Raw genomic sequence first — 19,414 nt, 5'->3', positions numbered from 1 at the left:
GAGCGATCCGTGAACACACTATGAACGCAGATGGAAGGCCCCATGCGACCGAATGTGAACCGAGTACCCACGGCATCGAAAGTCCCCATGCAATATGATCTGAAAGAGGATATTGCCGCACTACGCGGCCTGCTATCTGAGCATCGCGGCGATCCCAGGAGGCAACATTTTCGCGATATGTACGAGACCATTCAGGAACTGATTGATGCAGGCGTATCTCATGCACGAATCATCCGGAAGCTGAAGGACAGGGGCTTCGGTATTGCGCCTGTCACTTTCAAGAGTTGGCTCGCAGAGATCCAGCAGGAGCGTGAGGCGATAGCAGTCACCGGTCAGCCTGCAGAGGATGTCTCGCAGGTACGAGAAGCGATGCGTCGCAGTAAAGCGTAGGTGTATTGCGCACCGCGGCTTCACCGCCGATGTGCGATTCAGTAGATCGAGTCGTCGGCCTTCGTGAATCCGGCTGCAAAAAATAAGACCACCTACCCCATGAGAGGTAGGTGGTCTTTTAGACCTCCCTAATACTGCGGTGCGGTGGTTTGGACGCCGACCATCAGGTAGTTGTTGTTGTCGATCACGGCGGCGTTCAGGCCAACAGCAGTCGAGACTTCCATGTACACATACGTGACCACGCCATTGACATCCAGCCAGGAAGGGGCGCTTCGTTCGGACACTTTCACTTCGCGCGCCAGCGCCGTGTCGAAGCCGGCTTGCATGTCCAGCAGATCGAGTGCCAGCTAGATCTCATCGACGCGAATCATCGCAGCCACTCGCGCAGCCACAGCGCGGCTTCGGAGCTTGACTCATGTCGGACGCAAAACGGCCGCCAGCCAGCTGATTTGCAGAGCGGCAGCTTTCTGCGCGTTGCTGTGATCTCACCTCCGGCGATGAGATCACGGTGTAATTTTTCGAATGAGTAATGGGTCGTCAAAAGCTGTTAATACGCTCCTGCAAATCCTTGGTGATTCCTTCCAGTCCAGGATAGATAAAGCTATGTGTCATCCCAAAGAGAGCAAGTTCACGTTTTATATCCATTCTCGCCGAGAACGGAATATGAAACTTTCTTATTCGGCCCCACCGCAATGCTGCATGTGGCTTTTGCTGAATCGAGAAGAGACCGCCTTGCGAAGTGATTCGTGGACTAACGTGACTTGGAAAGAACAAGCCGTCGCTAGTGAATGGATCGCAATTTTTTGTGTCGAGAGGCTGATGTTTGACTCGCATGACATAAAATGCGGCGCCTCCGTTGTAATTTGGCGAATTTGCCCTCTCATTCCTCAACCAAGAATCATCCGCAAATTCGGAGATAGCAAAATACAACGCAACAAGTGGATTTGTTGTCCAATCTAGAAGACGAGTGGGTAGCCCGTGATGCTGCGCGAGTGCCAGCCAGTCCCAATCATCGCTTGGTGGCGAGATAAGATGCGGGCGTGCGGCGGCTTTAAATCGTCGAAAGGCTTCACGCTCGTCGACTACAGTGACTGGGTACCGGAGATCAAGGATTAGTTTCCCGGGCTCCGCCTCCTTCGGCTCACTTGTTAGCCGACCAATTTTGGGGATCAACGAATAGTCGTTGCGCCGCTCGCCACGAAAGTAGTGGCCGTCATCAAGAGAGATATCTTTCAAGACAGCGCGCACATCTTCAAACGAACAAAGCTCCTGTTCCGTATCGGTCATTCGATTCCCATCGGTTAGATTTCCCCTTGCGTGGCGAACCGTTTAGACGGTTTGTGCCAGCCCGACATTTTGCCTTGTAATTGTGAACAAGTCCCCCGAGGCGGGCATTTTTCCGATACCCCATCCGATGGTTAACGCTCTGCTTCTCGGATGAGTATGTGGACTTAGCCTGCGGCTTCGACGGCAGACAGCGTCCAATCCACAGTGGTTGTGGTGGCACATCCGGCTAGGTTCGGAACGATACCGCATTGTGGCGTCACCGTCTTTCTGAACGTAGTCCCGCAAGCAAAAATCTCCGGCGGCCGACGCCCTGGCGGTCACTCGTCGCAAAGAAACTGCGGCTCTCCGCGAATGCTTTTCTAGGTGATATCAAGGTTGTCTGATGTAACGCGCGTTTATGTATGCAAATCCGAAACTTTGTAATAGACGTGCGATGCGACACCTTCTTTGGTAACTATCGAACAGCGTTCCAGATGAACAAGCAACGCAATTCGGGCTTTCGTGACGGTCAGAAATCGAATGGTTTAAATGGGACTGGTGCTCTTGAGATCGCCGCTCGAAGCGTTTTCAGGTCTTCATCGTCATGGCCATTCTCTACGTTCACCTCAATGCCATGACGAAGCATCGGTGGGTAGTCTGACGTGAGCGTCGCGCCATCTTCCAGAAAACAGGTCCAAAACTCGGACATCGGGTTCTTGGATATGTCAGCCAGCTTGCCCTGCACGAACGTCATGCGCGGAGTGAACTCCTCACGTGACAGTACTGAAGCCAACAGTCGATTGAGTGGATACGTTTTTGTGAAGACCTTGGGCTCGATCATCACCCATTTCACCGATGGACCAACAGGCCTTAGGTATTGCTTCTTCCACTTCTGAATGCGGCTGGGCTGAATTTCATTAACGATTGCGCAGTAGGACCTTTGCATTGCCCTGAATACATCATTCTCGTGCACTCCCCAGAGCAACTGGCGCTCGGCATGTCGCTCGATCGCCAGTATTCTCGATTTGACTGCTGTCATCTCTTTCTTGAGGAAAAGAGACTCGGCCACCGGGATGAGATCACCGTCATGAATCACGAGCAGCGATTTGATGACGTCTTGGATGGCGCCGTCTCCTGCACCGGACACTACAACTGTCTCGCCAGGGAGTGAGGCTCCAGGCAGCCACGGTGCACGTTCGTCATCGCTCCAGAAGGGCGGTGAGGCATAGCCGCCATTCAGTTTTCGCTCAACACCGATACCTGTGGCGAACACGACGTTCGATGAGAACACTTGGCTCTCGCTGCCCGCGGTCGAGAGAGTGACCATCACATAACCAGAGCTGTCCGACAGCACTCCGTGTTTGCCAGGTGGCACAGGCGTCGCATGCGTATTAAAACGCCGCTCGCATTTCAGGGGAAATTTCTGAAGCTGGGCATCCCATTCTTTGACTAGATCTGCTGCCCTCTTTGGCGGTCCAGGGGCTGCAACACACGGAAATCCGCTTTCGGCGAGCTTTTCAGGAGTTGATGAGACGACGGGCAGTCCACCAAGGGACGGAAAGGCGCCCGATGTTGCGAAGATTTCGGGCCAGTCGTACATCGACATGGAAACATGCCGGTGGGTACACCGGCGTTGTACCGAAAACATCTCCGCGCCACTTTCGACAAGCAGTGTATTGGCTCCATAGCAGTCGGCACGCCATGCGGCGCTCACCCCGGCCGCGCCGGCTCCCACTACGATAAGGTCATATTCATAGGAGGGAGTCCCCGCTTGCGGTCTGAGAATCCGTGCTTCCGCCAAACTGTCAATGAGTGCGCAAGCCCGGACTATCTGGTCCTTGATGCTTACATAATTTAGACCCGTGCTTAGATCAAACGTCCGGACCGCGATTTTGTGAGCGACCAGAGGAAACCATCCGGCAGTTGCCTTGTTCTCGTCAGACACCTGTTTCACGCTCATAAATTTCTTTCAGCCTATCGAAGCTGACAACGCCGACATTGGGGTCGGTAGCGAATTTGGCAGTATTTGAAAAAACGGTGGCAAGTGCTTCATTCCTAGTCGACGGCTCCGCAACTGACCCGCGCACGGGGAGCTCCGCTCCAGCACCAGGCAGAACAGTTTGAGATGTAGCCGGAACGCCGGCCTGATCGTCAGCGCGGCGTTGCAGCCATTCGCGTAGCGTTCGTTCTATCGTTTGGATGACCGACCTGTCGTCCTGTCTCGTTGAGACAAAAGACAGGTTGCGCGTCAACCCCGGCTCATCATGAATTCCAAGCGGGCCACTCAGTTGCGATATGCCCGTCCGAACCATCCGGTCATTTAGGCGCCGAACGAACTCTGCGTATCTCTCCTCAAAGCCGCGTGCTTCCTGAACCGTTACGTTGTCGTCGCGCGCGACGATGTCCGCGACGCTCGTATCAATAAGTAACGCACGTATCTGGGGGTCTATCTGACTACGCCCCGCAAACGTCACCGTGAGAAGGAAAAACAGGATTGCTTCGTCGATAGGATCCAAAACGTCAACCTCGTCGGTTTTAATTGCCGTCGGCTTGCCCACGCCGCAACTGCAATTTGCGGCATCAAGCCCCGGGGGCGGCCGGGAGTTTTGCCTATCCAAAGGGCACGACGGCCACTGTACTGTATAAACGGTGCGGGTGCGACCTGCTGGTGCACCATTCTGTGGCTAGTCAACGGCTCTTTTTGGCCGATACTGTTGAAAAAGTCGCTGCGTGGTTTTTCAGTTTTCCCGCGTGAAAATCGACCTTTCAGATCGGCTCACAAACCGCTCGCGCATACCTGTCAATGGTAAGAAGACCCCTGAAAACCTCGCAATAGAGATGGCCAGCGACTTTTTCAACACTATCGGCCGGACTGAGCCGGTCGTCGTCGGACTCAGTCCGACCCAAAGTTGTGATTCGTTGCGCAAAGCGTGCTCGACATCGGTGCCGGCTGGAAGAAGCGCAGTTGGACGGCGGACAGTCCGTATCTCTCAGTGACCTTGGACGCCCCGTCGTTCCCGGCCACCATCTATGCCGCTTCGTCGAGGGCGAGGACGACGCGCACAACCTGATCTGGTCGCGCAGCAAGGGCGATTGATCGCCGCCTTAGGCGCTCTACTTTTGCGGGGCGCATTGCCGTGACCTAGCTTCTCTCGCTCAATCCCTCGGACTGCTTTTGAGCATGGTCACGCCGGGGCCGCGCATGGACTCGTCGAAATACACAAACCAAAAAAGGTCCGGGTTCTCGCGATCGAGGGGCTGACCAGACGCCTCGTCGAAGACCAGGCATGCCTTCATATGGATCTTCAGCACGCTCCAGACGAAGGCGTAGTCTTCCAAGAAGGCCTGCCGCGACGCCTTTACGCGGGCTGTATTTTCGGCGTGCTTTTTGGCTGATAGCGGGTTGTGAGCGTGAAGGTGCTCGCCCGCGCGGTTGTGAATCTGGATCAGTCGATCGGCGTCCGCGAACGTCGTGCTATCGTTGTTCAAGTGAAACGTCCCTGCATCATCCAGCATCACGGCGTCTTCCAACGGGATTGGGAGATAGAAAATGGGACTGACAGACTTGAGCGCAGGCAGGATCTTGTTCACCTTTCCATCTTCGGTATAGCTTTTGGGATTCCTAGCGTCCATCCGCCGAGCTGCATACCCCTTCTCGTCGGCGGCCACCGCGCCGAACGTCGCGAGCTCAATGATCATTCTGAGCTGAAGCCACAGCACTTCGTTGTCTAGGTCGTCGTTCCTTAGCAACGCTGCCCTTGATGAAAGGATCCTTCTGATGGCACGAAATCTCACTGAGATCTGCTGCATCAGGGCGAAATACCGCTTGAAGTTTCGATCCGGCTGGACTCGACGATCGGGTGCTGTAGAAAAGACGCCTCGTCGTTTCAGGCGATACATCTTCAATAGACCGAGGAGATTGCCGAGCATCTGTTGCATAGGCGTATGGAAGTAAAAGTGCATCGTGCGCTTGACTGGCGCTCGAAATGGTTCGCGGCTCGTCCGGTTGTTGCACGATGTAGCCCCTCGCAGAGGGGCGCTCCGAAGCTTCACCCGGACAGCTTGCCGACCCCGGTCAGACTTGTCTACCAGACTAGAGACAGTCCACAGCGTGGCGTGTTTGTGGATGCTTACGGCTGATAGATCCGATAGCCTAGAACGACAGCAAGGTACGGAAGGGCAGCTTAGTGCTCTTCCGAGTGAGGCATCAGATCGAAGGCACCGAGCGAATTGACACTCAATTGACGGACGGCTCGAACCGGGCGAAGAGCCGTACCCATCGATCAATCAGATCGTCTTTGACATCGTCGATCCCCTTCGACAGCAAGATGGCCTTCACGCGCTTAGCAACTTCCACCTTCCAGCCCGGCGTGAGTTCGATGCCTTCGCGCTTAGCCCACGCCTCAACCTGCGGCACGATGGGCTTTCCCATCGAGGCGACTTCCGAGAACTGCTGTTCCGGGGCGCGAAAAACGCGATCTACAGCGTCCACGAAGCGCTGATGGGGAATCAAATCCTCCAACTCTGAACCTTGGAAGCCAACAAATTCGTCCGTCAATAGGACATTCTTCTCCTCACCGTTATAGAGGCCGCTGCTCAGCTCTGCCGCCATCCTGCTGCCCATGTGATCGCCATCCAGTAGAACGACCGGGAGCGTCTCGTCTCGGCCAGTTAAAATTCCAGCGGTGATCCTTAACGTCTTGGTTCCACCTGCGGGCGGGAACACCAGCTCGCGGCGAGGTGTGATCTTCCCCGCACCGATAAGAAGCACCTTAATCATCGTCAGATAGTGCTGATCGGAGGCGCCCTCGACAACGACTGGACGACAGCCCAGTAGCAGGCTTTCAGCGACGTTCAGATTTAGTGCCGAGTACACGGCGTATGCTGCACCGGCATGTGCCGGGTCCGCACCTGACTGACGCAGATTCGGCGAAGACTCGGTCGAGCCATCCGCAGCGACATAGACCTTCCGCACCCGATCCAACCGGTCGGGATCAATGAGGAAAGGCGAGTGCGTCGTATAGATGATCTGGTTGGTCTTGGTCAACCCATCGAAGAAGGCCGATAGATCGCGCTGGGCGAGGGGATGAAGGGATAGGCCTGGCTCATCAAGCAGAAGAATGGCGTCTTCGTGGTCGCCTTGGCTTTCAACTAGAAACACGAGGTAGAAGCTCAGGAACCATTGCAACCCCGTACTGCGATTCTCAAGCTCGACTTCTTCCGGACGCCGGTCATCCGACACCCAGATGCGGAAGTGATCACCGTCCGCTTCGAATCGGAACCGGTAGTCGCCTTGTTTCCACCAAGACTTGAACTCCTTGGTCAAAGTCGTGCCCGCAGACTGTAGCAGGATGGAGCGCTCTCGCTTGCGCTCAGCGATTTTTGCAATCTCGTCTTCGGTGGGCTGCCGATTCTGATTGCTCGTGTCTTTGAAGTCGCGGCCAAGTTCAAGGATCTCCTTCGGTTGGAGGCGAACAAAGCTGAACAACACGCGGAGGGTCCGAGCTTTCGCCGCCTCCTTGGCCCCCAGATCCTTTCTCTCGAGATTCTGAACCACATGCGGGAGATAAATTTCCGAGTCCAGGTTTCCATAGTTGGAGTAGTAGACAAACTTAGGCAGCGCTTTCAAGACAAGATCTCGAATGCCTTCGACGTCTTCGGGGGCAGGCGACCTGATGTGGGACAACCATTCGGTCAGGACGTCGATCGTCTGCTGCGTACGAGGAACGATCGTCGACGTCTTGGCTGGCTGGTCTGGCAACAACTTATTCAGCGACTCAATGGCGGTATCGAGGTCCTGCGTAGCCCAGTCTTGGCAGATGGACTCGGCCAAAGCGCGAACAGCGCCAACGATCGTCGACTTGAGAGGTTCTTCGCTCTTGAGCGCGTCTGTTCGCTCAACGTCTGTGGTCAAGGTCGTCAACTCGCTCTTGATCTCCGAGGCGGCGACGGTTGTCTTGGGCGCAAACTGCGGAAACGAAATTGCATGTTTTCCATCGAAGTACCTGTCAACACGCACAACCTCCAGTTGTGCAGCATCCAGTTTCGTCAACGCCACCAGCTTGTCTCTGAGAGAGCTGGCATCAAAATCGGCACTGATGAATCGAAAGTCTCCCGGCTTGGCACGCACATCTGCGAACATCGTCTTTGGGTAGTCAGATGTCGGTTGAATCTCGCCTTCGCGGGCAGGATTGAGCTTCCAAAGCGGAAGCAGCAAATTCGTCTTTCCTGACTCGTTGACACCGATCAGCGCGGCAACGTTGCCGGCATCAATATCGCCGCTGTCCTTCACGGAGCGGAAATTCGTTACCCGATACTTGATCAACTTCATCCTGCCCCCGTCGAGGTTGTTATATGTGCGCGCAACCGATGCCTGCGCACCCTAGTTGAACATGATAATAGGAAAGCTCGACGGAGTATCTGCGCTGGCGTCAGCCTGCACGAGCTGCTTGACCGGTTCGGAAGTAGAGCTGCACCCGAATGTCACGGCACGCAGCGGACGAAGGCCCAATCTTGGCCGGTAACAGCTTCGAGCGGCAAAAAAAATGCCGCCCGTATGGGCGCGGCGCCATATTCCGGCTTACGAGCGGTTTATCTCCCAAGCCGCTACGGGAGTCCTTCAGCCTGGCGTCGTAGCAGGCTTGACCTTGATCGCTGGATGCCCGACCATCGTCGGCGGCCTACATCGTTCCCGCTGTCGATCAGGATGCCGACGGTTGTTGGCCGGGGACGATGTTGTCCGGGATGTTGAGTACCGCATGAACGTGATCGTCGCCCCGGTGGTTGAGCAAATCCCACATTGTCTGCTTCCAGCTACGATCCTGGCGCACGGTGCTGCCGTCCTGCTTGGTTAGTTCGACGCCGGACCAGGCCGGCACGACCTCTGTATCCTGGACGAACCACTGGAACACCTCGCTCGCCCCGGTGACGCTCCCGTATGTCTTGTCTATCTGCGCGAGCGCGTCCTTCTCCTCTTGCTCGAAACGGGCGCGCTCCTGCGGCAAGCCGGCGAGCGTGTTTTTTGCATCGTCGAGATGCTGCTGCGCTTGTTCGACGGCGCGTTGAGCCGTCGCCACATCGTCCTGATTGACCATGGCTTGACGCAACGCACCGGGATCGCCAGAAGCGATTGCATCCGACTTCGCTGTATTGGCCTGCGACTGCAACTGCGCGAGCTTGCTTTGGGCGTCGGCCAATTCCTTTTCCGCGACCTCGGGATTGTGGCTGGCCTGCTCAGTGGTCTGGTCGAGGCTACGATAATAGCCTTGGAAGTCGTGCTGCGTATCAATGATCTTCTGCTGCCGGAGCGCGGCAAGCAGCGCCGCACCGTTTTTCAGTTCGCAGCGGTATTCCACGACTGTCCGGTTCGTGTCGTCCTCGATCGTGCGCCAGCTATCTTTCTCACATGAATCGCGATTCGACAGGGCCGTCTCGTAGGTATGGGTTGAGTCTTGCGGAATGGTCGCAGTCTTGACCGTATCCACCTCAGAATGGCCGCAGCCGGCCAGTGCAAGGCTCAGGATTGCCGCCATAGCAAAAGTGGTGAATTTCATGTTCATGAGTGAAAGATGTTGGGTTGAGATCGACGCATAGCCAGCACGGCGGCAGCGATCACCAGATAGACAACGGCGCAGCAGGCCGGAAGAATCTGCCTGCTGCGCCGACGGGATGAGTCGCAAGAGCCCGTCAGGGCCTCGCGGCGTAGGTTGCTGCTGGATGGTTACCGTGACAGCCCGATCGTCACGTATTTCGTGTCGGTATCAAACGTAAGCGGATCGTCAGTGCCGGTCGTGCTGTTGATCGTGATGTAGGCGTACCGTGCGGCACCCGTCGAATCGGTGTACTTGTAGACCTTGGCGTGCTCGACGGAGTGGTTTGCCGGGTCGGGAGCGCCAGCAGCAGTGAGTGCCTGAACAATGCTGATCGGAGCATCCGTCTGCCCGTCATTGCCCCTGAACGTGGCGATACCATTGCTGGCGAATGTCGTGGTACCCGACTGCGTGCAGTCCTCGTACTCGTCGAAGGTCTTGCCGTTCAGTTCGCTCAGGTCGGTCACTTCCACCATATCGCTCGACACATAGACGTACTGGCCCGGCTGACTGGCCGACACAGATCCGACGCCGTTGGCCGTGCACAGTTCGCCGACGCGGTTGCCCAGAACTGACACGATGGCCGTGAACTTGCCGGGAGTCGCGAACGAACTGACATTGCTGCTCGCATCGAGATTCGCCTTGGCAACGTACAGGCCACGATTCGGATCGGCGATAGCGATACCGAAAGTGTTGTCGAGATTGAGCGAAGTGCCCATCGGAGTCGCCGTGATGCCCGGAGTCGTATAGGCAATCGCCGCGTAAGGCGTTTTCGTCATCGCCGTGCCATTCTGCGAGTGCATGACTGCATCGGCTTGCGTCAGACCCGCGGCATCGAGCGCCGCCGCATACTGGTCGAGTAGTGCGTCATTGGCATCGCCCACGCTGAATTGAGAATTCAGCGGATTGAAGCCGCTCGCAATTGCAAGCTTGCCCGGCAGGGTTGCAATAGCAGTCTGGACCTTCGTGAGCGCGCTCGCCAGCTTGTCGGCCGTAATCGCGCTCGACAGGGCGCTCGACGTTGCGCCATCAAGTGCCGACGCGTTTCCATTACCCAGCACGCCGACGATCAGATCGGTGAGCGGCGTGACGTTGGTCGTGCCGGGCGCGGCAGCGACCGAGTGCAGCGCTGACGCGAGGGCTGCACCGTTCGCCTTGCCACCGGCGACCTGTGCGACACAGGGGTAGTCCGCCGACTTCAAGGTAACGGAATATGTGCCATCGGTGGTGGTCGTGGCCGACGCCGTTGCGCCCGAGGCGCATTTGAGCGACACGGTGCCGCCGACAATCGGCGCGCCAACGGCGGCCGTGCCGTTCGTGGTGACGCTCGGGGTCGAGGCGGTCGCGCTATTTGTGCCCGAACTGCCGCCGCCACAGGCGGCGAGCGCCGCGCACAGGGATGCGCCGAGCGCTAGTCTGGTGATCCTCGTATTGCCTGGTTCTTTTTTCACTGCGTAGTTCCTTTTCTGGGCTGATGAAGGGAGTCTGCCAGGAAATATAACGGCATTCATCTTAAAAAGTTTAATGTCACCTCATAAAGTCCTTAAGTTTATGAGGGCGTAGCCCAACCATTCAGGTTGAATGGAGGGTTCATGGCTCAAGTCGATCAGGAACAGCTCGCCGTGGTAGTTGGCCGGGCGATCGCGAAACATCGCGTGGCAAGCGGCTTTACACAGGAACAAGTGGCCGAGGCGCTGGGAATCGGCAATGAGGCGGTTTCGCGTATGGAACGGGGGATCGTGATGCCAACCGTGGCGAGACTGGTGGATCTCGCCGATCTGTTCGAATGCAACGCGGCAGATCTGCTGACCGAAGCCAGCAGCCGCACCAGCGATCAGGCGAGGCACGTCGCTCAGCTTCTGGGGAAGCTTGGCGGGAGCGACCGGACGATGGTGGTCGAGATCGTGGAGCGGCTGGCCGGACGACTCGCGAAGCGCTGATGCCAGTCAGTAGTCGTCGGGCAGCAGGATCGTCGTGACCGAGCAATCAGCTTCGGTGATGATCCAGACTTTCCCGTCGCCGGGCAGGTCATAGCTCGACAGCAGGCGTTTGCCCGTGAGCAGCGCCAGTTCGTTTGCCGTCCGGTCTTCGATCGGAAGATCACCCCAATCGCCATGGACATGGCGGGCGAGCAGTACGACTCCCGAAATGCCCGCCGCGTCGAGGGCTGCCTGCGCACCCGGCGTGATGGTGGGACGCCCCAGCGGGAAACGCGGGCCCTTTGCATAGCGGTTCATGCGCGTGCCCCCTGCACGTAACTGGGGGAGGGCCTTACCGGATAGCGCCGATTTGCGGGTCGATGCTGGTGTGAGTCGCTTGTGGGCACGACATCCTCAAGGCGTTCGATGGTCGTGCTCGACCGATCCCACTCGGTGATCACGAGAATGCGCGTCTGGTCAGGCAAACGGTAAATCGAGATCAGGCGTAGGCCAGCCGCGATTGACAGGTCGTTCTGCTGCCGGTCGTTTTCCGACACGATGCCCCAGTCGCCCGCAATGTGCCTGAGCACGACGCTGATAACAGGAATGCCATTCTCGTGTAGTGCTTTAAGTGTGGTCGATGTGGCAAGCAGGCGCCCCGGATGGAAAAGCGGTTTGAGCCGGGTGTGTTGATTCATGGCTATTTCTCCAGAAAACGGACGAGCACAGGCCTCCGGACGAACCGGATAAAGTGATCGCGAAAAGAAGAGGGAAGACGGACGCTATTGCGTCCGGGTTTAAGGCATGGACTGGCCGAGTTGGCGACGCAGTAAAGCGGCCTTTGCCTGAGAGCACCGCAGATGCCGGCGAATATCTGAGACCGTGGGTTTCAGAAAGCCGTTTTGAATGTCGCGTGCAAGCTTTGTGACTTCAGTTTTCGGCTCCGTGACGACGGGTAATGCGGCGGACATACCAGATTCAGGCACAGGGGCATCGGTAACCACGGCGGGCGCACCTTCTTTGATCGCTGGACCCGGCGACAGCGCAATCCACCAGAGCAGACAGGCCATGCCTTCCAGTACTGCGGCAAATGCCAGTCCGGCGAGCAGATCGAGTTTCGCCTCTGTTATTCCACAGAGAGCCGCCAGTCGGGCCGTGACCGGATCGTCACGGGCAGCGTCACGCCGTTTTTCGACGCGATCTTCGATGGACTGATACCGCCGGATTTCAGCGGCTTCCGCGTCCAGCGCATCGAGTCTCGAGGCCAGTCCGGCACGACGTCCTCGCAGTACCGGGCAGTCACCGACACACCGACGGGCATTGGATTGGGCCAGTAGCGTCGTGACCGATGCGCGGTCCGCCATGACTTCGGTAAGACCGCGATGTGCCGCAGCAGTGGCTACGGGTAAGGCCGCGACCCGAACGTCACCGGCATGCGACTGCGACAGCAGGAAAAATGTCGCATGACCGAATGAGGCCCCTGCCGTGCAGCCGCACCAGAGCAGCGCGCCGACGCCGCGCACAGCGAGCGGTGATGACCGGCACAATGCGGGCAGGAGGTGCGCCCCACCGACCAGTACGACGCCGAGTGCGACCCACACCAGCCGCTCCGACAACCACCCGCCGCGCTGCCATCCGGCAAGGACCGACATGCAGAGCGCCGTCCCCGTTGCCGCGACTGCCAGAGCGCGGACGGAACGATGGCTCATGCCGCTTTCCCGCCGAGCAACGCGGCTCGCTGGTCGAGCCGGTTTTGCAGGCTGGATGTGGCGGTTGCGCGCGTAGTGTCGCTATCGTTACCGCGACGATCGCCGGGATCTGCGTCATGACCACTGCCGTCACCCGGTTCCGCCGGAAAAAACTCTTCGGCAACGGCGGCGCGCTCCTCGATACTGTCCTCGAATGCGCCGTTGGCGAACCCGGCACGCGCAGCGGTATCGAGCGCCACCTGATCGAACCCAGCCGCCTTGCGCCGAGCATCCAGTTCACGCGCCTCCGTGATCGAGGTTTCAAGCGTGCCTCCGGTCCGCACGCAAAGATCGACGTAGTAGATCGCGGAACGATAGCTCTGCGTGGTGGACTTGCCACGAAGTTTCAGTTCCAGTGGGAGGCACGCCAGCACGTTGCCCGATACTGCCGCGAAGTAATGCAGACGCGCGGCGAGCGTCCTGATCGAATTGAAACTCGTGGTTCTGAAGCAGAAGCTACCCATCTCGTCCTCATCGCCGATCAGCACATTGAGTCGGCCGTAGGGCTTGCAGGCTCCGCCTTGACCGAAGGCGCAGCCGTCTGGCGTCGGACACGGCAGTTCCTCAATACCTTCGTGACCAGCGCGGCGGCAGGTCTCACCGTTACCGACGCACACCGGCCGCCCGGTTTCCCGATCGAAACACGAGTATTCGGCGCGAAGGTTCAGGTCGGGGTCGTTGAACAGAAGGCGCACGGGGATCGCGCGCAGCTTGCCTGTGGTGGCCTTGCGAAGCGATTCGTTGAGCGGGTGCAACATCCATTCACCGCCGCGCTGCTGTACCTGCGTTGTGATAGTAAAAGCGTCGTCCCGCTCGGGAATGCGCTTCCCGTTCTTCTCGACCACACGACCGATCGAGATTCGCCCGACCACGGGCGGAGTAATCGCGAGTCCTTTTAGCATGGGGATGCTCCTGTACTAGATAGGGGGAATGAAAATCAGATCGAAACGAGAAACCGGCGCGTACCCGGTTTCGTGACTGCGTACTGCGTAGCAAGCTCGGGATGATCGGCGAGCAGGCGTTTAAGATCGACGCCAGAACCGTCCCTGCTGCGTTTGAACGACACCGAGCCTGTTTCGAACTGGGCGCGGTCGGTTTCTCCCATCGCCTGCTGGATGGCCTGCTTAAGCTGCGCTTCGACCTGCGCGCGGGCGTCAATGTCTGCCCGCACGGCCACCAGATCGGCAAACGTCGCCGACAGGTTCCTGTCGTCGGTGAAATCGACTGCACCGCCCGTACCCGGATAGAGACATCGCAGCGCACGATCAGCCGATTCAGAACCTTCCGCTGGCGGCGGTGTATCAGTTTCGACATACCGCCAGAACGCCGCTTCCAGTTGGATGAGACGGGCGATCAATGCGTCGTCGCGCTCGATGCGATGAACATCCAGCTTCTGGCCGCACAGCAGCACGGCGACATCGACGGCCTGTTTGCCTGTCACAGAAAGCTGGTGCTGGACTTGAACTTGCACGTATTCTGGAACGCCTTCGCGCCAAAGCCGTGAGCCAAATTCTCCCGCCGTCTTGCATTCAAGCAATTGAACGTCGCGCTTGCCGACGACTTCCCGATCGACGTTGGCGAGCATGAAAGGAATGGTCGGATGCTGGAGAACGGCATTGACGCGCCGGACCCGATTTCCCGTCTGCTTTGTATAAGACGCTGCCACGATTGGCTCCAGCAAGGTTCCCCAGTAGATTGGCTCAGTCGTGTCGTCGGGATCGGGCCGGGGAAGGTTTGCATCGCGCCCGGTCTTGATAAGCCAGAGTTCCAGAGGGCTCATGTACGGTGAAAGCCCCACGGCGGCAGCAGCATCTGAACCGCCGATCCCCGATTTCCTCACTTCAAGCCAGTCTTCGCGCGGCATTTTCTTCGTGTCGACGAGTCGCAGTGCAGGACGGTTGCTGCAAGCCTCTGAAGGCTCAGGTAACGCCATATCCACCTCCACAAACAGAAATGCCCGGTGGGATCGATCCCGACCGGGCACGTATGAGGTAATGAAACGGACTCACGCGACAAGCTTCATGGCCTCGTCCCACGCTTTTTGCTTGAGGGTCGCACCTGTTCCAAACCAGGCGGCATCACGCCGATGATCTTCGCTGCGTGCGCGGCGCTGGTGATCGACAAACTCGGTGACGCTGTTGAGCAGCCCCCATGCTGTGCCTGCTGCGGAGGCCATTTCGGCTCCCTTGCCACGACCGGCGAACAGTTCCTGCACCGCCTTGATTGCGCTGTCGTTGGTGGCTGCCACGGGTGCATTGCCGCCCGTGGCCTGATAGGTCAGCACACGGCGAAAGAAAGCTTCGGACGTGGTGTCATTGACTTTGCAATCGCTGAGCGCTTTCATGCGGGCCATAAAGCCGTCCCAGGAGGAGACCGCGATTCCCAACTGACGTTTCACGGCCTGCGCGTTGAACTGGCTGCGGTGCGGCACCTTGACGGCGCCGGTGCTGTCTCCCAGCGCAATCGCCAGCGTGTTGTTACACACGACACGGACGGATGTGAACTGGGCGGTCGTCGCGAGCGTGCCGTCACAGGCGGTCGCTAATAGGAGATATCCATTGACGCGGTCACGGCCTCTGAGCGTGGCGCTCTGGCCAGTCTTCGCGAGTGCCCATAATTTTTTTCCGTCTTTGAGTACCCCAGCGGTTTCAAGTTCATAGCCCGATACGTCGACGAGATCGCGGTAGAACTCGATAATTTCCGCCGGTTGCACAACTTGGAAGCGACGGGATACTACCGAGAGCGGAGCCTTTGTATCCGAACGGTAGAGGACCTTCTGCTCGGGAAAGGCGTGGATCGAACCCAGGCTGGAACCGGCGCTGCCCGAGACAAACCGGACTTCGGTTTCTTCGATCCGCCAATTCATACCGGCTTGCTGTGCCCAGACTTCGAGCGGTTGGTTGGGCGCGAGCTGGTTGCCCAAACCGTGCCAGGGCGTTTCATTGATGTAGGCCATGGATTGAACGAGATGCATGATGGTATTCCTGATAGGGAGAGGTGCGAAGGAAGCAGGCAGCGCAAATACCTACAGCCCCGAAGGGCTGTAGGTATGGCTTGTCAAAGACTGAAACGGGTGGAACGAAAAAGCTGGCGGACGTCAGGACGCGCGCTGTGTGCCGAAGGTATTGCCGCACTCCTGACAGACGTAGTTGTCGAGTACGTGCGCGTCGATCTGCTCGCCGACAGCTGAGCCCGCTGCGCAGCCAGCCGCGCCTCCGACCAACGCTCCTAGAAGTGCCCCGGCTAGTCCGCCGAAGATCGAGCCGATCGGCCCAGCGACGAAGCCGAGGGCAGCACCAGCTTCGGCACCGCCAAGTGCTGCGGCGGCAGAGCCGGCGGCACCGGCAGTTGCTCCGATAGCACCACCGGCTTTGCGGGCGTAATCTCGCGTGGTAATGCGGGTAGAGTTACAGCGGGGACAGAAAAGGGAATGGTTCATATATCAGTCTCGTGTGAGTTCAGGGCACGCGGCGTTGCCAAGGCATACCGGGAGGAATTCTCACTGAGGTGATATATGTTCGAAATTTTCTAGGATTCAGTAGACGTGTTGCCTGGTTCCGGCCGAGGCTGTGTGGAAACTCAACTTTTGCCGCAGATGGCAAGGTTGCCAGCCAGGTCGATCAAGTTTAATGCATCGGGTTCAGGCTAATCGAACATCGCAGGCGCAAATAAGCCCCTCGGGGCGTCAGCTTCCAGCTATCTTCATGGCTTTCATCGTTCGTTCAACACCGAGTATGTTGATGGCGCGCCTGATGTTGTACGCCAATACCTGAAGGCTCATTTCGGTACTCACCCGCGCCAGCGTGCGCGTGAGGAAGTGTGTGGACCGCATCCAGTGTTTGAGCGTGCCGAAGACATGTTCGACGGTGCTTCTGCGGATGGTCATTGCATCAGACTTGCGTTCCAGCCGACGCTGCATGGCTTCCAGTACATGTTCATGCTCCCAACGTCGGATGCGGCGATAGGCGCTGGTAGAACATCGCTCCTTCAGATGGCATTCCGGGCAGGCACTGGGCCAGTACACCTGCAGATTCATACCGTGCTCAACTGTCGTGAACCGTCGAATGGCGCGCTCGCCTGCCGGGCACCGGTACTCATCGTCCTTTTTGGCGTAGATGAAGTCGCGCTTCGTAAAGAGACCTTTCTTCCGTGAGCCCGAGGTGAGCGGTTTGGGCACATAGGCGGTAATGCCAGCCTGCTCGCACGCACGAATCTCAGGACCGCTGTAGTAGCCCCGATCGGCTAGCACCTTCAGTCCCGTCCTGCCCATCGCCTTGCTGGCCGACACGCCCATCCTGCTGAGTTGTCCGCGATCGTTTCCGACATTCGTCACCTCGTGTTCAACGATCAGGTGATGCTTTGTGTCTACAGCCGCCTGCACGTTGTAGCCCACCGTTCCGGTCCCTTTGCCACTACTGGTCATGGAGCGGGAATCCGGATCTGTGAGCGACAGTTGCTGGTCCGGCTGCTTCTTCAACTCCTTTCTGATCTGTTCGAGTTCGCGCATCTGCTGACGCAAACGGGCGATCTTCCCGTACAGGTCTACGGTCTTCACATCGAAGCCCGTCGGATTGATCCGGTCCGCGGTTTCAATCGCGTCGAGATATCGCTGTACGCTTTCCTCGATCTGCTGCTGGCGCTTATCGATCTTGCCCGCCGTGTAATTCCTGTCCCGACTGTTCACTGCCTTGAACTTGCTGCCGTCGATGGCCACGGTGTCACTGGTCAGCAACTTCATCCCGCGACACAATTCGACGAAGCGCTTGCAGACGTTGCGAATAGCCGCACCGTTATCACGGCGAAAGTCGGCAATCGTCTTGAAGTCAGGTGCCAGCCGACCTGTCAACCACATCATCTCGACATTGCGCTGACATTCGCGCTCAAGACGCCGGCTTGAAGGTACACGGTTCAGATAGCCGTAGATGTAGAGCTTGAGCATCACGCCCGGATGATACGAGGGGCGACCTGTGGTGGCCGGCGTGGCGCCGTTGAAGCCGAGTTCCGCAAGATCCAGTTCATCGACGAAGACGTCTATGATCCTGACCGGGTTGTCCTGTTCGATGTAGTCATCGACGCATTCGGGAAGTAATGCGACCTGCTTGCGGTCATCGCCTTCAACGAATCGCTTCATGAGTCACCCGGTCTCAACGCGTTAATTCAGTTTAGGCGATAAGGTCGTTTTCACACAGCCTCGGCCAAGAAAAGACCTTCGGTCGCGACTTCGCTTGGTCACTCAGGCGTTGGCACAACCAGAAAACGGTCGTTCGAAGCTAAGGGCAATCGGTGCATTTTTCGGATAACGATATGTCAGTACCCGACCAACATTGGTTGCACGTCCCACTCGAGACTACGCCTGGCATGCTGCTTGAAGCTCCCCCTGACGGGTGCGTAACCTTGCTTGGCCGAAAGGCGCAGCTACTCGATCGCGAACCATACGTGTCGTTCGTCTCGGCGAGCGCCACGATGATCAAGCAATGGCTCTTGTTTGATCCCTTGTGCGAATTGGAGGCACGCAGCCTTCTCGCCGACTTGCGCACGCGGGTCCCCGTTCTTTCGATGAACACGGGCGCCAACTTCCGCATTCCTGTCCACGAATTGCATGTATCTTCGCTCGCAACCTATGACGGCTCTCTCCCAACGCTGATCCCGGCTCACCTGACACCGGCCCCGACGTGGCTCGATGCTACGGGGGCATGTAGCTGGAACGGAAAGGACGTGCTGGAAACGACGCTTGCGAGCTGCCCTTCTGTGACCGATGAGAGGGTTCTCGCCGCTCTGGACCTGTACATCGCGTCTCAGTATGACTTTCTGCCGCGCTCTCTCTTTCTGGCCAAACTGACGATCCTCGATGCTTTGGCCGCTCATGCGAAACGCAACGCGGTCACAACCGCCTGGATCGACGAGAAGCTTATCGAAGCTGAAGCATTCTGTGACGCGGGGCTGTCGAGCGCTCTACGCAACCTGAAGTTTGAATCCCACACGGCCGCAATACGGGCTCTTGTGAGGCGCGCTGTGCTGTCGCTGGGTGGAACTGAAAAGGAAGCTGCTCTACAGGCTACAGCGGCCGGAAGGTTGTACGCGGCGCGATCTAGGCTGTCGCATGCAGGCTCCACGGTAGAACTGGACTTGGGGGGAGCGACGCAGCTCGCGCGGCTCGTTCTCAACGCGGTAGTTAGAAACCCTTCTATCCTCGATGTCGTCGGCGGGGAAGAGGCAAGCGTAATAAGTGGGCTCCGGCAACGCAAGCAATGGATCGCTGAAGCCGAAGCGGCGATTCGCACCGTACAGCCGAACGGTGCTGCCGTCGTGGATGCTATTCGGCGTCCTCTGATACTTGGTCAACACGGCGCGCTTACCGCACGGCTCGCCGACGGTAGTGACTGGTGGATCGGGGATGGAACTGCGCGACGGCTTTCCGCCGAGGACATCGCCGAATGGGCGAGATTCCCCGAGGCGTTCCAGTGAAACCGCGAAATCGGTCAGGCTATTGGTGCGGGGAGAC

19 protein-coding genes and 1 pseudogene are annotated in these 19,414 nt (G+C 58.0%); 4 read left to right on the top strand and 16 right to left on the bottom strand.

Annotated features, from left to right (window positions below; translation table 11 throughout):
* The first annotated feature begins 87 nt into the window (after positions 1-87).
* Positions 88-390: a hypothetical protein gene (locus GGD40_RS11685; protein ID WP_179743803.1), complete on the top strand. Its 303-nt coding sequence runs from the start codon at positions 88-90 to the stop codon at positions 388-390.
* Between the two features lie 128 nt (positions 391-518).
* Here GGD40_RS11685 and GGD40_RS11680 read toward each other — a convergent pair whose 3' ends face one another.
* The 4 genes from GGD40_RS11680 to GGD40_RS11665 form a co-directional block, all read right to left on the bottom strand.
* Entirely contained in the window at positions 519-716 is a 198-nt protein-coding gene (locus GGD40_RS11680; RefSeq protein WP_179743802.1) for a hypothetical protein, read from the bottom strand.
* A 211-nt stretch (positions 717-927) separates the two neighbouring features.
* Positions 928-1,677 (bottom strand): FRG domain-containing protein, encoded by a 750-nt coding sequence (locus GGD40_RS11675; protein WP_179743801.1) that lies wholly within the window; start codon positions 1,675-1,677, stop codon positions 928-930.
* A gap of 508 nt (positions 1,678-2,185) precedes the next feature.
* Positions 2,186-3,616, bottom strand: a complete 1,431-nt coding sequence (locus tag GGD40_RS11670; protein WP_179743800.1) for an FAD-dependent oxidoreductase — start codon at positions 3,614-3,616, stop codon at positions 2,186-2,188.
* Positions 3,594-4,214 carry a hypothetical protein gene (locus GGD40_RS11665; RefSeq protein ID WP_179743799.1) on the bottom strand — a complete coding sequence of 207 codons (621 nt, stop codon included), beginning with the start codon at positions 4,212-4,214 and terminating at the stop codon, positions 3,594-3,596. The genes GGD40_RS11670 and GGD40_RS11665 overlap by 23 nt, the downstream gene beginning before the upstream one ends.
* Positions 4,215-4,592: 378 nt before the next feature.
* Between GGD40_RS11665 and GGD40_RS11660 the strand changes: the two are divergent.
* Positions 4,593-4,753 (top strand): annotated as a pseudogene (locus tag GGD40_RS11660) (DUF736 family protein); the annotation flags it as partial.
* Positions 4,754-4,812: 59 nt separating this feature from the next.
* Here GGD40_RS11660 and GGD40_RS11655 read toward each other — a convergent pair.
* From GGD40_RS11655 to GGD40_RS11640, 4 genes are all read right to left on the bottom strand, one after another.
* Positions 4,813-5,595, bottom strand: a complete 783-nt coding sequence (locus GGD40_RS11655) for a hypothetical protein (protein WP_179743798.1) — start codon at positions 5,593-5,595, stop codon at positions 4,813-4,815.
* A gap of 298 nt (positions 5,596-5,893) precedes the next feature.
* Entirely contained in the window at positions 5,894-7,987 is a 2,094-nt protein-coding gene (locus tag GGD40_RS11650) for an AAA family ATPase (RefSeq protein WP_179743797.1), read from the bottom strand.
* A 370-nt stretch (positions 7,988-8,357) separates the two neighbouring features.
* A complete protein-coding gene (locus tag GGD40_RS11645; RefSeq protein ID WP_257030396.1) occupies positions 8,358-9,335 on the bottom strand; it encodes a hypothetical protein in 978 nt (325 codons plus the stop codon).
* 41 nt (positions 9,336-9,376) lie between these two features.
* On the bottom strand, positions 9,377-10,756 hold the full coding sequence (locus tag GGD40_RS11640; RefSeq protein ID WP_257030395.1) for a hypothetical protein: 1,380 nt from the start codon (positions 10,754-10,756) through the stop codon (positions 9,377-9,379).
* An 81-nt stretch (positions 10,757-10,837) separates the two neighbouring features.
* Here GGD40_RS11640 and GGD40_RS11635 point away from each other — a divergent pair, with 81 nt between their 5' ends.
* Positions 10,838-11,185 carry a helix-turn-helix domain-containing protein gene (locus tag GGD40_RS11635; RefSeq protein WP_179743796.1) on the top strand — a complete coding sequence of 116 codons (348 nt, stop codon included), beginning with the start codon at positions 10,838-10,840 and terminating at the stop codon, positions 11,183-11,185.
* Positions 11,186-11,191: 6 nt separating this feature from the next.
* Here GGD40_RS11635 and GGD40_RS11630 read toward each other — a convergent pair whose 3' ends face one another.
* The 8 genes from GGD40_RS11630 to GGD40_RS11595 form a co-directional block, all read right to left on the bottom strand.
* Entirely contained in the window at positions 11,192-11,482 is a 291-nt protein-coding gene (locus GGD40_RS11630; RefSeq protein WP_179743795.1) for a hypothetical protein, read from the bottom strand.
* Positions 11,479-11,862: a hypothetical protein gene (locus tag GGD40_RS11625; RefSeq protein WP_179743794.1), complete on the bottom strand. Its 384-nt coding sequence runs from the start codon at positions 11,860-11,862 to the stop codon at positions 11,479-11,481. The genes GGD40_RS11630 and GGD40_RS11625 overlap by 4 nt, the downstream gene beginning before the upstream one ends.
* Before the next feature lie 99 nt (positions 11,863-11,961).
* Complete coding sequence (locus GGD40_RS11620; protein WP_179743793.1) at positions 11,962-12,873, bottom strand: hypothetical protein; 912 nt, start codon at positions 12,871-12,873, stop codon at positions 11,962-11,964.
* Entirely contained in the window at positions 12,870-13,814 is a 945-nt protein-coding gene (locus tag GGD40_RS11615; RefSeq protein ID WP_179743792.1) for a recombination directionality factor, read from the bottom strand. Before GGD40_RS11615 ends, GGD40_RS11620 begins: the two co-directional genes overlap by 4 nt.
* 35 nt (positions 13,815-13,849) lie before the next feature.
* Positions 13,850-14,845 carry a YqaJ viral recombinase family nuclease gene (locus tag GGD40_RS11610; protein WP_179743791.1) on the bottom strand — a complete coding sequence of 332 codons (996 nt, stop codon included), beginning with the start codon at positions 14,843-14,845 and terminating at the stop codon, positions 13,850-13,852.
* A 72-nt stretch (positions 14,846-14,917) separates the two neighbouring features.
* Complete coding sequence (locus GGD40_RS11605; protein WP_179743790.1) at positions 14,918-15,886, bottom strand: DUF932 domain-containing protein; 969 nt, start codon at positions 15,884-15,886, stop codon at positions 14,918-14,920.
* Positions 15,887-16,009: 123 nt separating this feature from the next.
* Complete coding sequence (locus tag GGD40_RS11600; protein ID WP_179743789.1) at positions 16,010-16,351, bottom strand: hypothetical protein; 342 nt, start codon at positions 16,349-16,351, stop codon at positions 16,010-16,012.
* Between the two features lie 246 nt (positions 16,352-16,597).
* Positions 16,598-18,043 carry an IS1182 family transposase gene (locus GGD40_RS11595; protein ID WP_179743788.1) on the bottom strand — a complete coding sequence of 482 codons (1,446 nt, stop codon included), beginning with the start codon at positions 18,041-18,043 and terminating at the stop codon, positions 16,598-16,600.
* A 332-nt stretch (positions 18,044-18,375) separates the two neighbouring features.
* Between GGD40_RS11595 and GGD40_RS11590 the strand changes: the two genes are divergently transcribed.
* Positions 18,376-19,377, top strand: coding sequence for a hypothetical protein (locus tag GGD40_RS11590; protein WP_179743787.1), 1,002 nt, complete (start codon positions 18,376-18,378; stop codon positions 19,375-19,377).
* The last annotated feature ends 37 nt before the right edge of the window (positions 19,378-19,414 follow it).

This window comes from Paraburkholderia bryophila (assembly GCF_013409255.1).
Taxonomy (GTDB): domain Bacteria; phylum Pseudomonadota; class Gammaproteobacteria; order Burkholderiales; family Burkholderiaceae; genus Paraburkholderia.
Note: the sequence above shows the minus strand (reverse complement) of the source record. Positions and strands in the feature narration are given on the sequence as shown.